Source organism: Thalassospira sp. A40-3, from assembly GCF_015871485.1.
In the GTDB taxonomy this organism is placed as follows: domain Bacteria; phylum Pseudomonadota; class Alphaproteobacteria; order Rhodospirillales; family Thalassospiraceae; genus Thalassospira; species Thalassospira tepidiphila.
The window spans coordinates 4,184,117-4,197,643 of record NZ_CP065428.1 but is presented as its reverse complement, the minus strand read 5'-3'; the positions used below and the strand labels follow the sequence as shown (position 1 = coordinate 4,197,643).

19 protein-coding genes are annotated in these 13,527 nt (G+C 55.3%); 8 read left to right on the top strand and 11 right to left on the bottom strand.

Features of this window, described 5'->3' with window-relative positions; genetic code table 11:
• Nucleotides 1–76: 76 nt before the first annotated feature.
• The gene (locus IT893_RS19405; RefSeq protein ID WP_197146351.1) at nucleotides 77–583 is read left to right on the top strand and encodes an SRPBCC domain-containing protein; all 507 of its coding nucleotides are present in this window, start codon (nucleotides 77–79) and stop codon (nucleotides 581–583) included.
• On the opposite strand, the gene IT893_RS19400 is transcribed toward IT893_RS19405, so the two are convergent.
• Nucleotides 569–1,486, bottom strand: a complete 918-nt coding sequence (locus IT893_RS19400; RefSeq protein WP_197146350.1) for a LysR family transcriptional regulator — start codon at nucleotides 1,484–1,486, stop codon at nucleotides 569–571. The two genes, IT893_RS19405 and IT893_RS19400, sit on opposite strands and share 15 nt — an antisense overlap.
• Nucleotides 1,487–1,612: 126 nt before the next feature.
• On the opposite strand from IT893_RS19400, the gene IT893_RS19395 reads away from it, so the two are divergent.
• From IT893_RS19395 to IT893_RS19375, 5 genes are all read left to right on the top strand, one after another.
• Nucleotides 1,613–2,353, top strand: coding sequence for an SDR family oxidoreductase (locus IT893_RS19395; protein ID WP_197146349.1), 741 nt, complete (start codon nucleotides 1,613–1,615; stop codon nucleotides 2,351–2,353).
• A gap of 197 nt (nucleotides 2,354–2,550) precedes the next feature.
• Complete coding sequence (locus IT893_RS19390) at nucleotides 2,551–3,069, top strand: GNAT family N-acetyltransferase (protein WP_197146348.1); 519 nt, start codon at nucleotides 2,551–2,553, stop codon at nucleotides 3,067–3,069.
• Nucleotides 3,070–3,177: 108 nt separating this feature from the next.
• Nucleotides 3,178–3,471, top strand: coding sequence for a hypothetical protein (locus IT893_RS19385; protein WP_008888805.1), 294 nt, complete (start codon nucleotides 3,178–3,180; stop codon nucleotides 3,469–3,471).
• A gap of 68 nt (nucleotides 3,472–3,539) precedes the next feature.
• The gene (locus tag IT893_RS19380) at nucleotides 3,540–3,836 is read left to right on the top strand and encodes a hypothetical protein (protein WP_008888804.1); all 297 of its coding nucleotides are present in this window, start codon (nucleotides 3,540–3,542) and stop codon (nucleotides 3,834–3,836) included.
• A gap of 157 nt (nucleotides 3,837–3,993) precedes the next feature.
• Nucleotides 3,994–4,593, top strand: a complete 600-nt coding sequence (locus tag IT893_RS19375) for a class I SAM-dependent methyltransferase (protein WP_197146347.1) — start codon at nucleotides 3,994–3,996, stop codon at nucleotides 4,591–4,593.
• 77 nt (nucleotides 4,594–4,670) lie between these two features.
• Here the strand turns inward: IT893_RS19375 and IT893_RS19370 are convergent, their stop codons facing one another.
• Nucleotides 4,671–5,657, bottom strand: coding sequence for an aldo/keto reductase (locus IT893_RS19370; RefSeq protein WP_197146346.1), 987 nt, complete (start codon nucleotides 5,655–5,657; stop codon nucleotides 4,671–4,673).
• Nucleotides 5,658–5,669: 12 nt separating this feature from the next.
• Nucleotides 5,670–6,446 carry an SDR family NAD(P)-dependent oxidoreductase gene (locus IT893_RS19365; protein ID WP_197146345.1) on the bottom strand — a complete coding sequence of 259 codons (777 nt, stop codon included), beginning with the start codon at nucleotides 6,444–6,446 and terminating at the stop codon, nucleotides 5,670–5,672.
• A 112-nt stretch (nucleotides 6,447–6,558) separates the two neighbouring features.
• Between IT893_RS19365 and IT893_RS19360 the strand changes: the two genes are divergently transcribed.
• Nucleotides 6,559–7,473 carry a LysR family transcriptional regulator gene (locus IT893_RS19360; RefSeq protein WP_252724011.1) on the top strand — a complete coding sequence of 305 codons (915 nt, stop codon included), beginning with the start codon at nucleotides 6,559–6,561 and terminating at the stop codon, nucleotides 7,471–7,473.
• A 383-nt stretch (nucleotides 7,474–7,856) separates the two neighbouring features.
• On the opposite strand, the gene IT893_RS19355 is transcribed toward IT893_RS19360, so the two are convergent.
• From IT893_RS19355 to IT893_RS19335, 5 genes are all read right to left on the bottom strand, one after another.
• Nucleotides 7,857–8,258, bottom strand: coding sequence for a hypothetical protein (locus IT893_RS19355; protein WP_197146344.1), 402 nt, complete (start codon nucleotides 8,256–8,258; stop codon nucleotides 7,857–7,859).
• Nucleotides 8,259–8,303: 45 nt separating this feature from the next.
• Nucleotides 8,304–9,815 (bottom strand): YifB family Mg chelatase-like AAA ATPase, encoded by a 1,512-nt coding sequence (locus IT893_RS19350; RefSeq protein WP_197146343.1) that lies wholly within the window; start codon nucleotides 9,813–9,815, stop codon nucleotides 8,304–8,306.
• A 100-nt stretch (nucleotides 9,816–9,915) separates the two neighbouring features.
• Nucleotides 9,916–10,323 (bottom strand): VOC family protein, encoded by a 408-nt coding sequence (locus tag IT893_RS19345; RefSeq protein WP_197146342.1) that lies wholly within the window; start codon nucleotides 10,321–10,323, stop codon nucleotides 9,916–9,918.
• A 38-nt stretch (nucleotides 10,324–10,361) separates the two neighbouring features.
• Nucleotides 10,362–10,799 (bottom strand): SgcJ/EcaC family oxidoreductase, encoded by a 438-nt coding sequence (locus IT893_RS19340; protein WP_197146341.1) that lies wholly within the window; start codon nucleotides 10,797–10,799, stop codon nucleotides 10,362–10,364.
• Nucleotides 10,800–10,858: 59 nt separating this feature from the next.
• A complete protein-coding gene (locus IT893_RS19335; protein ID WP_197146340.1) occupies nucleotides 10,859–11,332 on the bottom strand; it encodes a VOC family protein in 474 nt (157 codons plus the stop codon).
• 119 nt (nucleotides 11,333–11,451) lie between these two features.
• Between IT893_RS19335 and IT893_RS19330 the strand changes: the two genes are divergently transcribed.
• Nucleotides 11,452–11,931 (top strand): MarR family winged helix-turn-helix transcriptional regulator, encoded by a 480-nt coding sequence (locus tag IT893_RS19330; protein ID WP_197146339.1) that lies wholly within the window; start codon nucleotides 11,452–11,454, stop codon nucleotides 11,929–11,931.
• Between the two features lie 27 nt (nucleotides 11,932–11,958).
• On the opposite strand, the gene IT893_RS19325 is transcribed toward IT893_RS19330, so the two are convergent.
• The 3 genes from IT893_RS19325 to IT893_RS19315 all read right to left on the bottom strand — a co-directional run bounded on the left by IT893_RS19325 (nucleotide 11,959) and on the right by IT893_RS19315 (nucleotide 13,510).
• A complete protein-coding gene (locus IT893_RS19325) occupies nucleotides 11,959–12,441 on the bottom strand; it encodes a GNAT family N-acetyltransferase (RefSeq protein ID WP_197146338.1) in 483 nt (160 codons plus the stop codon).
• Nucleotides 12,442–12,561: 120 nt separating this feature from the next.
• Nucleotides 12,562–12,798 carry a hypothetical protein gene (locus IT893_RS19320; RefSeq protein WP_064787945.1) on the bottom strand — a complete coding sequence of 79 codons (237 nt, stop codon included), beginning with the start codon at nucleotides 12,796–12,798 and terminating at the stop codon, nucleotides 12,562–12,564.
• An 82-nt stretch (nucleotides 12,799–12,880) separates the two neighbouring features.
• Nucleotides 12,881–13,510 carry a glutathione S-transferase N-terminal domain-containing protein gene (locus tag IT893_RS19315; RefSeq protein ID WP_168173389.1) on the bottom strand — a complete coding sequence of 210 codons (630 nt, stop codon included), beginning with the start codon at nucleotides 13,508–13,510 and terminating at the stop codon, nucleotides 12,881–12,883.
• Nucleotides 13,511–13,527: the final 17 nt, after the last annotated feature.

Genomic DNA, 13,527 nt, shown 5'->3' with positions numbered 1-13,527 from the left:
TCCGCCCACAGGCTTTCTGCAAAACAGGAACAGCCGCACACGCAGTCGGCGCCATTGCTGTTAAACGGGATTTTCGATGTCAGCCAAAACCTTTGTTGCGCTTCGCGTTGACTGTGACGCTGCCACCGCCTTTGAACACTTCACAGGCGGGATTGATCACTGGTGGAAACAGGGGCCGCGCAACCGCCTGCTTGGCAATCGTCCGGGCATCATGGAATTTGGCGAAGAAAACGGCACACGCTATTTGCAGGAAGTCGATAAACGCCGCCCCGATTTCATCGTCCGCGCCGGTAAGGTCACCAAGTGGGAGCCCGCCAAGCGCCTTGCCTTTGAATGGAACTGGCCGATGGCCGATCCCAAGGAACCAGGGACATTGGTCGATATCCGATTTAGCGCGCTTGGCGATTACACCCGTATCACGCTGGAACATCTGGGCCTTGAAAAGCTTTCGATGGCCCATCCCGGGCGCAATGGCCTGAATGACAACCGTTTCAAGCCGATGATGACCCATTACTGGCAGGCGCATCTGGTTTCATTGCGAAACCGGATCAAACTGCTTTCAAGCCGCTCAAACCCGGCCTGACCCGGCAAAATCAAGCCCCGCCAGCAATTCAGTCAGCCAATCGACAAATACCCGCACACGCGCCGAAAGCTGCCGATTTTGCGGATACAGCACCGAAACCGGCATCGGATCGGGCGGGCAATCGGGCAGGATTTCAATCAGTTTGCCGGATTTAAGGTCATCGGCAACGCGATAACGCGGCACCTGCACAATTCCCAATCCGGCGGCTGCACAGGCGGCATAGCTGTCCGCCCCGGTCACGGAGATACTGGCCGGCAGCATGATCTCGCAAAGCTTGCCATCTACCCTGAAATCAAGCGGGATCGGCTTGTCATCGGCTCCCGATAAAAAACAAACCATCTGATGGCCCTGACTTTTCAGGTCGGCAAGGGTTTCGGGCATGCCGATGCGGGCAATGTAATCGGAGCTGGCAACGGTCGCCTCGTGCAAAAGGGCAAGCCTGCGCCCGATCATCGATGAACTGGCCAGATCGCCACTGCGCAATACGCAATCAAAGCCTTCATGCACCAGATCAACAAAACGATCGCCATCGGCCAGCACCAGATCGATCCCCGGATAGCGACCCCAAAAATCGCCAAGGGCCGGGATGATAAAGGTTCGCGCCAGCGTGCCTTGCAGATTAACCCTAAGCAACCCTTTGGGGTCGGCATTGGTAAAGCTGCCATCGGCCTCTTCGAGGTCGGCCAGAATCCTTACACAGCGTTGGTAATACGCATCCCCGTCGCGGGTCGGGTTGACGGTGCGCGTCGTGCGTTCCAGCAACCGGGTGCCCAGCCGTTCTTCCAACCGCTGAATGGAATTGGTCATGGTCGCACGCGGGATCAAAAGATCACTCGCCGCCTTGGTAAAGCTTTTGCGCTCTACCACGCGCACGAAATTGCGCATTTCCTCAAACCGGTCCATTCGTCATCCTGATTGTTATTTAATTTCGAATAATGATGTCGAATATAACCTAATTATCCAAAAAGTCATCTTGGGCATAGTGGACCCATGCCCTTGAGGCCCCCGTAACCACCAAGGAGACTTTTGATGTCTGCCAATCAAAACAAAACCGCCATCATCACCGGCGCATCGCGCGGCATTGGCGTGGCGCTTGCCAAACGTCTGGCAGCGGATGGCTTTAACGTTGTCATCAACTATGCCAGCTCTGCCGCCCCGGCAGAAGAACTGGCTGATTCGCTTAAATCGCAAGGCCACAAGGCCATCGCGATCAAGGCGGATATTGCCCGGCCGGATGCGGTTAAGGCCCTGTTTGACAAAACCATCGCCGAGTTTGGCGGCGTTGATGTCATCGTCAATAACGCCGGTGTCATGACGACCACCCCGATTGCCGACATGGATGATGCCACCTATGACGCGATGATGGATATCAATGTGCGTGGCACCTTCAACATGTTGCGCGAAGGGGCAAAACATCTGCGCGATCATGGCCGGGTGATCAATTTCTCGACCACTGCCCTGCACCTCAAACTGCCGGGCTATGCCGTTTATAACGCCACCAAGGCCGCGGTTGAGGCGATGACGGGCGTTTTCGCCAAGGAACTGCGCGGTCGCCAGATTACGGTCAATGCCGTTGCGCCGGGCCCGGTGGCAACCGAACTGTTCCTCAATGGCAAGACCGACGAACAGATTGCCAATTTCGCAAAGATGCCACCGCTTGAACGGCTTGGTGAACCTGATGACATCGCCGGTGTGGTGGCCTTCCTCGCCGGGCCGGATTCCGGCTGGGTGGATGGTCAGACCATCCGTGCCAATGGTGGTCTTGCCTGACCTCCACAAACCTCGTTTGCCGGGGTCCCTGATCTGATATCGGCATGATTTCCCCCATCCCCGTGCCGGTCTTTGCCCTGGGCCCCGCATTACCGGCAATGACGCCGCCTGATGCACAAACAGGCAGCGTCATTGCCATATTGCCTTGGTCCCCGGCTTTGCCCATGATGGCCCGCCATCAGCAAAGGGATCCCGCAATGTCAAACGCCACCACCACCACCAGCACCACCACAAAATCCGATGACATCACGTTTCGCTATGCCACCCGCGATGATTTGCCTGCCATCGTTGCCCTTCTGGCCGATGATGAAAAAGGCAGAACCCGCGAGGAACTTGGCGATCCGCTTCCAGATGCCTATTACGCCGCGTTTGATGCCATGGCGTCCCAGTCAACCGATGCGCTGCCCAACAAATATCTTCTGGCCATCAAGGGCACGGATATTGTCGGATGTTTGCAGTTGACCCTGATCGCCGGTTTGTCGCGGCGCGGGCAACTGCGCGCCCAGATCGAAGGGGTGCGGGTGGCAAGTACCGCCCGCGGTCAGAAGATCGGCGAAAAACTGATCAAGCAATCCATTTCGATTTCGAAATCACTTGGCGCGGCGTTGATACAGTTCACAACGGATAAAACCCGCAAGGATGCCCATCGGTTTTATGAACGGCTTGGATTTGTCGCCAGCCACGAGGGCATGAAGATGGCTCTTGATCCGAAATAGGCCTTGTTTTCTGCCAGATTGCGCACACGCAAATACGCCGGGCGCATTTCGTGATAGGGTCTGATGATTGTTGGCCTTACGGCTGCATCCATCGAACGGAGGACCATCATGAACTTGAGCGAATTACAAGATCTGGCCCGTGAACGCGGCTTTTCGCATGTTTTCAGCGCATCGGAAAATCATGTCACATGCGATGGCAAACAGGCGAAATATAGCGCCGATGATTTGACCATCATCGATTCCCGTTCTGTCGATGCCGGAACCGACCCGGGGGATGACGCCACCCTTTACATGATCGAGGCCAGCGACGGCACGCGCGGTATGCTGATTGTGCCCAACAGCTTTGATACCGACCGCAACAAGGCCGACCTGATCGACAGTCTTCGCCGCAAGCACAGCTGATTTCGGAACAAGCAGCCAGGATTTGCGTTTTGCCTTTATCAGACAATTTTTGATCGAGGAGGCCCGCAATGACCTTGGCTGATCTTCAGGCAAACGCCAAAGAACACGGTTTTGAACATCATTTCATGGCCGAGGAAGGCGGTGTACGCAGTGACGGCACCGGCAAGCTTTATACCCCGGACGAGCTGCGCCTTGTCCATTCCAACAGCACCGACCAAGGCACCGATCCGGGTGACGAGGCAACGCTGTTCATGATCGAGGCCAATGACGGCACCAAGGGTGTGATGATCATGGCCGATGCATTTCATGCCGATCCGCATAAGGCCGAAATCATTGATGTTCTGCGCCGTAATCGGGCTGCGTAATCAATTGCGTTGCACGCCACCTCGCACGTTCCCACATTCCCAAATGGATACGTTGCCGGGTGGCATTTCGCAAAATGAACACAAATAAGCGCCCGAAGCGACATAAAGGGTAGGCAGTTTATGCGCTCTCCCTTTACCAAGTGGGGCATTTCATTCGATGTCGGACTTTTTGCCATTCATTCGCGCCTGGGTCACCGATCCCAGAAAAATATCCGCCATTTCGCCCTCAAGCCCGGCGCTGGCGCGGCTGATCACATCCGAAATCAACACCCAAAGCACCCCGGTTCTGGAACTCGGACCGGGGACAGGTGTGTTTACCCGTGCACTTCTTGATCGCGGTTTGCGTGAAGATGACCTGACATTGATCGAAGCCGGACCGGATTTCTCCCGCCTGCTTTCCGAACGCTATCCCAGGGCCCGCATCCTGCAAATGGATGCCTGCCGCTTGGGCAAAAAGGGCCTGTTTGCCGCTGGCGAACTGGCAAGCGCGATTAGCGGCCTACCGCTTCTGTCGATGTCACCGCGCCAGATCATGGGCATCTTGTCGGGCAGTTTTGAATATCTGCGCGACGACGGCGCATTTTACCAGTTCACCTATGGCCCGCGCTGCCCGGTGCCGGACGCCATTCTGGCCCGGCTTGATTTGCAGGCAACGCGCATCGGCACCACGGTACGCAATGTCCCGCCCTCGTCAGTCTATAAGATCGAACGCAAAAGCCGCCCGGAAATGCTCAGCGAAGTCCGCAAATCCGCCTGAAACGCATAAAGGGGCACCAACTGCATGGTGCCCCTTTTTCTATATCATCGGCCTTTAAAGCCGATGGAAACGTCTGATCACCACAAATGATGGACGTGCGGGGCGATGCGCTGCTCATAGATGTTGCGCAATTCACCGATCACCTCTGAGGGCAGCGGTGCCACATCACTTGCCGCCGCATTCGCCGCGGCCTGGGCTGCATTCTTTGCCCCCGGAATCACAACACCAACGGCTTCTTCCATCAAAATCCAGCGCAGGGCAAACTGCGCCATGGTGATATTTTCGGGAACCAGCCGACGGATTTCCTCAACAGCTTCAAGCGCAACATCAAACGGCACACCGGCGAATGTTTCGCCTTTATCAAACGCCTCGCCGTTGCGGTTAAACGCACGATGGTCATCAGCGGCAAAGGCGGTATCCTTGGTCATCTTGCCGGTCAAAAGGCCGGATGCCAGCGGCACACGGACAATCACCCCGACATTCTTTGCTTTTGCCTCGCGGAAGAAAAGACCCGACGGGCGTTGGCGGAAGATGTTGTAAATGATCTGAACCGACGCAACCCCGGGATATTCGATGGCTTTGAGGCCTTCTTCGACCTTCTCGACCGAAACACCGTAATTGCGGATTTTCCCGGCCGTGACCATTTCCTCCATCACCTCGAACACATCCGGGCGATAGAACACCTCGGTCGGCGGGCAATGAAGCTGCACCAGATCAAGACAATCCGTCGCAAGGTTCTTAAGGCTCCGTTCCACAAAGGCTGTCAGATTCTGTTTGTTGTATCCCTCGGACACATGCGGATCGAGGCGACGTCCGGCCTTGGTTGCGATGAACGGACGTTCGCCACCGCGTTCTTTCATGACATCGGCGATGATTTTTTCCGACCGGCCATCACCGTAAACGTCGGCGGTATCGATAAAAGTCGTGCCGTTATCAAGGGCGGCATGCAGGGCTGCACGCGCGTCAGCCTCTGAAACATCGCCCCAGGCACCACCAATGGCCCATGCACCAAAACCGACTTCCGACACTGTGCGTCCTGTCTTCCCAAATTTTCTGTAGTTCATATATCGTTGCTCCTAAGGCATTAACTGGCCGCCATTGACCTCGATGATCTGGCCTGTGATGTAGCCCGCCATGGCGTTCGAGGCGAGAAACAGGAACGCCCCGACACATTCATCCGGGCGGCCCACGCGACCCATCGGTACTGTTGCGCTTTGCGCGGCAAGAACATCGGCCGGTGTATAGCGGTCATGAAATGGCGTCTGGATAAGACCCGGCGAAACGGCGTTCACGCGAATGCCGTCCGCCACAAATTCCTTTGCCTGTCCGCGTGTCAGGCTGCTGACAAAGGATTTTGCCGCCGCATACAGCACAGCACCACCACCGCCGCCATTGCGCGCGGCAATCGATGTTGTATTGACCACAAAACCGTTTTCCGACGCTTTGAGGTAAGGATACGCCGCCACCGTGGCTTCCCAGACCGATTTGCCATTGAGCGCAAAGACACGGTCAAGATGCTCGGGTTCGACCTCGGTCGTCGGCACACGGCCAAGCATGCCACCGGCATTGTTGATCAGGCCATCCAGCCCGCCAAGCATCCGGGCGGCTTCCCTGACAACTTTCGTCGGTGTACCCGTTTCACTCATATCGCCCTGAACAGCAACGACATGCTCGGGAAACTCTGCCTGAAGGGCGCGTGCTGCATCACCGCTTTCATTATAATGAAGGGCAACCTTGGCACCCTGTGCGGCAAACCCCCTGACAATCTCGGCCCCGATCCCGGTTGAGCCCCCGGTTACCAAAACACGGCGCGACATCAGGTCTGGAATCCTGATTGCCTGAATATCACTCATCGTATTCCTCCGGCTAAATTGTCTGACTTTTGGCCAGATTACTGGTTGCACCGCCCCGTGTAGTGTGGTTTTTCATGAATTGAAATCATCCACAAAGTGAATAGAGTTCAACTTGTCTGGAATCGACCGCGCAGAGTTTGCCGATCTACGCCTGTTTCTGGCAATTGTCCGCCGCCAGAGCTTCAAGGCCGCGGCGATTGAATTTGGACTTTCGCCGTCGGCCGCAAGTCACGCGATCCGCCGCCTCGAAAGCCGCCTTGGCGTAAAGCTGATCAACCGAACGACACGGTCGATCGTAGCAACCGAACTGGGTCAGGACCTTGCAACCAAGCTTGCCGAGGGTTTTGACAAACTTGATGAAGCACTCCAGACGCTTGATGCCCCCGGTGCCGCCAGCTTTGGCGAGGTCCGCATCAACGCCTTTTCCGATGCCGCGCACCTTCTGATCGCCCCGGCATTGCCGGAATTTGCCAAAACCTTCCCCGACGTCAGCCTCAGCATTATTGTTGAAAACCGGCCGATTGATATCGTCGCCGAGGGATATGATGCCGGCATCCGGTTTGGCCATCTTGTCCCCGAAGACATGGTTGCCGTCGCACTCAGCGGACCCCAGCGCTGGGTCGTGGCTGGCGCACCGGATTACCTTGCCCAGCACGGAAAACCCGATACCCCCGAAGATCTGCGCAATCACACATGCCTGCAGCTTCTTCTGGGCGACAATTCACCTTTTCCCTGGGAACTTGGTACCGGCCCCGATCAGAAAAGCTACCGCGTGCCGGGCCATATCACCATTCAGGACACGGCAACGACGATTTCCGCCGCCAAGGCCGGGCTTGGACTGGCCTATTTGCTGGAATCGCGCATTGCCGATGAGATTGCCAGCGGACAGCTTGAAATCGTGCTAGAAGACCATGCATCATCCGATGATCCCTTCCATATGTATTACAGCAGCCGTCACAACAATCATCCGGGCTTGCGCGGCCTGATCAACATCATCCGCAAACAGAATGGCCTGTCGCGCATATGATCACGGATTACGTCGGGGAAGTTCTTCAATGATGGCATTTCTTTGCTGCCCATACGACTCAAAAAGAAGCCCACATTGCAGCCAGGGACGTGGGAGCCAAGGCGATGACGCAAGCGAGTGTTGGCAAATTCCCCGTTTCAAACCATTCCTGGAAAGAACCTGTTCGATTACTGTGTCGTAGGCAGCGAAGGCAAATCCTGTTGCCTCGTCACGCCACTCATCGGCGCCCCGAATGATCTTGATATGGAATTACCTGATTCTTCACGCTGGTCGGAAAATCAATAAGGTTTCGCTCTCTCGTGAGACAGGGCAGAAACTTAGTACCTATAAATCATCTTCCGGTGATTAAGCGCCTCGGAATGATTTATCGACTGCCACTTTTTTCAATGATTGGGAAACAGGTTTCGCGCAATAATATATAGCAAGCCAATGAATTGAATCGGTGTTTCAATAACCAATGCGGTAACTGCGATCTCAGATATTCCAAGACCCAGCAATCCATCCGTTATTACAATTCCGTAAGACATAGCTGTAAATATAAATGTAAATATTAGAAATGTAATACCGAATTGAACCTTTAATCTTCGATCAATTTCTTTCGAAATCAGTACATCAAAGGCATCCGGATCGATTCCAGAATCGGTCAACTCTTTTATTAGTTGAACCTTTTTCTCTTCGATAGACTTAGAATCCTTCTTCCAGAGACTTGCGAGTCCATCAGATTTTCCGAGAAGTGCTTCCACAATAAGTGTTGCGCTTATTTCTGATATTTTTCCTGCACTCATGATCCACCCCAATTATGGCTATCTATCTGATTCACTGTAATATTTCTAACGCCGATAGACCATCTGGCGGTAATTCAGCGCCTCGGCAATATGGCCGCGCTTGACGGCCACACTTCCGGCAAGATCGGCAATGGTGCGCGCCACCCGCAGTATCCGATGATATCCGCGGGCCGATAACTTCATCTGGCGCGCCGCATCCTGCAACAATCCGCGGCCCTCGGCATCAAGCGCGGCGGCTTCTTGCAGGACTTCACCATCGGCCAGCGCATTGGTCGATATGTTTTCGTTTTTATATCGCAACATTTGCAATTCACGCGCCAGAAATACCCTTTCGCGCACCGCCTGACTGGTTTCGCCTTTGGCCGGTAAATCAAGGTCTTCGGGTTTGACTGCCGGTACTTCAATCTGGATATCAAACCGGTCCAGAAGCGGCCCTGAAAGCCGTGCCTGATATTCCTCGCCACAGCGCGGGGCGCGGGTGCAGGCAAGTTCATTATCCCCAAGATAACCACACCGGCACGGGTTCATCGCGGCGACCAATTGCACGCGCGCCGGATAAGTCACATGCGCATTGGCGCGTGCAACCGATACCTGCCCGGTTTCAAGCGGCTGACGCAGCGCATCCAATACATTGCGCTGAAATTCCGGCAATTCATCCAAAAACAGAACGCCATTATGGGCCAGTGAAATCTCTCCCGGCTTGACCCGATGGCCGCCACCGACAAGAGCGGGCATGGAGGCAGAGTGATGGGGCTGGCGGAACGGTCGGGTTCGGATCAGGCCACCTTCGGGTAACATTCCGGATACGGAATGGATGACCGTGGTTTCCAGTGCCTGTCTGGCATCAAGATCGGGCAAAATGCCCGGCAAGCGGGCCGCCAGCATCGATTTTCCCGATCCCGGCGGACCGGACATCAAAAGGTTATGGCCGCCTGCCGCTGCGATCTCAAGCGCGCGTTTGGCACTTTCCTGTCCCTTGATATCGCGCAGATCGCCATGGAAATCATTGATCTCGTCTGCATCACGCCGGATCGGGCGGGGAAGAATTTGCGTGCCTTTGAAATGATTGATCAGGGCGACAAGGCTGGGTGCGGCAAGGATTTCAAGGTCCCCGGCCCAAAGCGCCTCGGCCCCATTGGCCTCCGGGCAAATGATGCCGCATTCCTGCATTCCGGCTTCCATCGCGGCGGGCAAGACACCGCCAACCTTGGTGATGCTGCCATCAAGCCCCAATTCACCCAGCACCAGAAACCGTTCGATATCGTCATGGCCGATAACATCCATCTCGGCCAGAATGCCCAGCGCAATCGGCAGGTCGAAATGCGACCCTTCCTTCAGCAAATCCGCCGGGGCCAGATTGATCGTGATGCGTTTGGGCGGCAGGGCCAATCCCATGGCCGAAAGCGCGGAACGCACCCGTTCACGGGCCTCGGACACCGCCTTGTCGGGCAGGCCAACCACCGTAAAGGCCGGAAGGCCACTTGCCATTTGCACCTGCACGTCAACAGGGATCGTTTCAATCCCGGCAAAGGCAACTGTGGTAACCCGCGCTGTCAATTTGCCTGACCCCCATAACCCCAAGTTGCATCACTTTGACGGGAAACGGGGATCAAGGCAACATATCGTTCAAGCACAAGGTGTTGGCAGATCTCGATGCCTATGCCGGTTCCATGTCGGTATTGACCATCCAGGGCGTGCCGAACTTGTCCGTCACCAGACCAAAGCCCTTTGACCAAAACGTTTCTTCGAACGGCATAATGACTGTGCCACCCACCGCAAGCCCGTCGAAATACGCCCGTGCCTTCTCGGCAGTCGGGGCATGAATGGAAATGTTCATGCCTTTCATCGCCTCGAAATGTTCGGATGGGCTGTCAGACGCCATGATGTTCCAGCCATCACCGACAAGGCAGGCATGGGCCATTTTGTCGGCCATGGCGGCCATTTCTTCGGCCATCGGGGTTTCGCCATAGGACATGGTGATAAGCTCACCCCCCAGTACAGACTGATAAAACTCCATTGCCGGGCGGCAATTACCATCAAAATTCAAATAGCTGATCACTTTCATCGGGGCTTCCTTTGTAAGATTGCGTTGATGGGCACGGCTTAAGGCTCAAGCCCGAACTGGGCCTGACAATTTTCGAAATCAAACGGCACGGAAAAATGTTCGTGCGCGATGCGCCATTGGCCGTCGCGCTTTTCAAGCTGAGTGCTTGAGCGCATCCAGCTTGAATGTTCGGTACCATCCGGATCGCGCATGCCACAGCGGATCAGGAAATGCGCAACACCAAGATGGCCTGAGACGCGAATGGTTGGTGTCTGCATCTCAACAATCATTTCGGCTTCCTTGGGCAGGCATTTTTCCCAATGGGCACGGTAATCGACGGCACCATTGAATTGCAGCGGTCCAACCGCGTCATAGGAACAGATATCGGGGTGATAAAGCGCCATGATCGCATCGATATCCTTGTTGCGATTGGCATTCGCCCAACGATCAAACAGATCGGCAATCTCCTGGTGATCCTTGGCTTGTTTTTCTGACATCAGACACATCCTTGCGTTGGTGGTACGAGGGGTTTGGCTTCATGAGTGCTCAGGCCCGATCAGCCGTCGGCGACGGCACGTTCAAGTGCCGCGATATCAATCTTTTGCATTGTCATCATTGCGGTTGCCGCGCGTGCGGCGATGGCCGGGTTCGGATCGCTCATCAGTTCAATCAGGCGGGTCGGGGTGATTTGCCAGAAAACGCCAAACCGGTCTTTCACCCAGCCGCAATCGCGTGGCTCCCCGCCGTCGGACAGGCAATCCCAGTAATAATCGACCTCTGCCTGATCCTTGCAGTCGACGACGAAGGAAACGGCTTCGGTAAATTTGAAGTCAGACGGAAAGTTAAGCGCGACAAACTGTTGACCGAAAAGTTCAAAGCGGATGGTCAGAATGCTGCCCTCCCGATCGGCGAAGGCAGAACTTCCGCGCATGGTTTCACCGACTTTGGCATCGGCAAACACCGAAACATAGAAATTCACGGCTTCTTCAGCGGTCTGATCAAACCATAAAAAAGGACTAATCTTCTGCATGGGGCATTCTCCTTGCCGGGCAGAACGGATTTAACGCGGTGACGATCAAAACGGGCGATTTATCAGAATTTTCTTGTTTTCCCATTTGACAAATACGTTGATATCAACATAATTTATCCATGTCAAAAAAAGATTTCAACCATAGCGATCAGATCGTCCCCTATGCCGATACCATAATGGTAAGGGACTCGTGCCTTTGCCTGCATGTCCGGCGTGCGGCACGCACCGTCGCAAGACGGTTTGATGACGCCTTTCGCCCCCTTGATCTGACAAGCGGACAATATTCGCTGTTGATGTCGTTAAACCGGCCATATCCGCCGCACATGAAAGATGTCGCCGACCTTCTGGCGATGGATCGCACCACCTTGACGGCCAATCTCAAACCGCTTGAACGGCGTGGACTGATTGAAATTACACCCGACCCCAAGGACAAGCGCGGCCGCCTGCTGGCTTTGACCAAGGACGGCTTACACCTTCTCAGTCGCGCCTTCCCGATCTGGCAGGAAACCCAACAACAGCTGGAAAATCAGGTCGCCGACACTGATCCAAAGCAGCTTCTGGCAGCGTTAATCAACCTGTCTCAGGAACCCGGCAACTAAGCCCGGCTTTGGCAAAGCCACGCGGGATCAGCCGATCTCAAGCCGGAATTTTTGAAAGCAGGCCCCGTCATGGGAAACCGTTCCTTCAAACACGGCACCAAGGCGCCTTAGCACCCCAAGCTTGGTGCGGGTCGGCGGCAACAGGAAGGTCAGCGACGAAATACGCGGATCGGATCGGGCAAACGCGAGCGCCTTGTGCGTGATCGCCATGCCAAGACCGAAGCATTCCGGGCGCAGCACCAGCCCATAATCCCAGTCATCGCCCTCTTTCTGGAACCCGCCCCAGCCGACATAGGTGCCATCATAAAAGATCGCCCAATGCCCCAGGCCATCGCGTTGCCAATAGGCTTTCTTAGCCACCATGAACCGGGCGACGTCATCCTGATCCCACGGACCGTTTAGTAACGGCATATGGTCCGCCATTCGCGGATCGGACATATGGGCAATCAGGGTTTCGGGCGCGATATCGTCAAGCGAACCAAACGAAATCGCATCGGATCGGGTTGTCATCAGGCAAGACCAAACTCAGGCAAAGAAAAAGGCGCAAGAACCATCGGTTCATAGCGCCCTTCATCGGCCACTTTGTCAATCAAGCCCACCGGCATCGGCCATCACATTTGCGATAGCGGCCTAGTCCGAGGATTCGTCATCCGTTTCGCGCGGCGGAAGGAATTCCTTGCGGCACGGCACGGCAACCTCATCAACCACGGTCCAGCCGAAATTACGGAACTTGCCGAAACTGGCCTTTTTCATGGTGATGCCGCTTTCCTTGTGCTTGCGCACTTCCTTGGGGTCTTCGCCCTCAATCCGTTCAGCGCGGACCCAGGCGCGTTCACGCATGGCTTTGGTAATGGTCGGTTCGGTCATCGGCTTTTCGCAATTCAATCTTCAAAAGGCGGCGATAGCATGTCTGGCGGCGTTTGTCGCAGGTAATCGAAGGATTTTCTGATCAATCACCGTCATGGGGCAGGTGGAAGGTGGTCTCGGTAAAGGATTCACGTTCTGACATGATCGCCATCCAGTCGCGCACCCGCACCGGGATATCAAACCGCCGGTCCGGCCAGCGGAAATCAATGTAATAAAGCGCAATCAGCACAGACCATGTACCAAGATGTGGCTCCTCGGTGCGAAGCGCCGGCAGGCCATCGAGGATCGCCTCGATGCCCGATGTAATCGCCTGCGCCTGTCGCTCCATTACGTCTTCGGAACGATCACCGTCTTCGCGTTGGGAGTCGGCATAAAGCCGGGCGGTTGCCGCCATCATGCCATCGGCCAAACCCTGCCATTTCAATGCACTGAGGCGGGCCGGGCCGCTTTCGGGGATCACACCCTTTGAAATGCCCTGGGATTTGGCAAGCTGATCAAGATAATCACAGATCACGGCCGATTCAAAAACCGCCATGCCGTCTTCAAGGATCAGGGTCGGCACTTTCGCAAGCGGGTTATGGGCACGCAGCGCCTCATCCGTCCACGGATCAATCAGGATCTCGCTGATCTGTTTTTCCAGACCCAACTCACGCAAGACAACGCGCACCTTGCGCGAAAAGGGTGAAGTCGGCGCGTAATAAAGCTGCATCATGATCCAAAGCCCCTTGC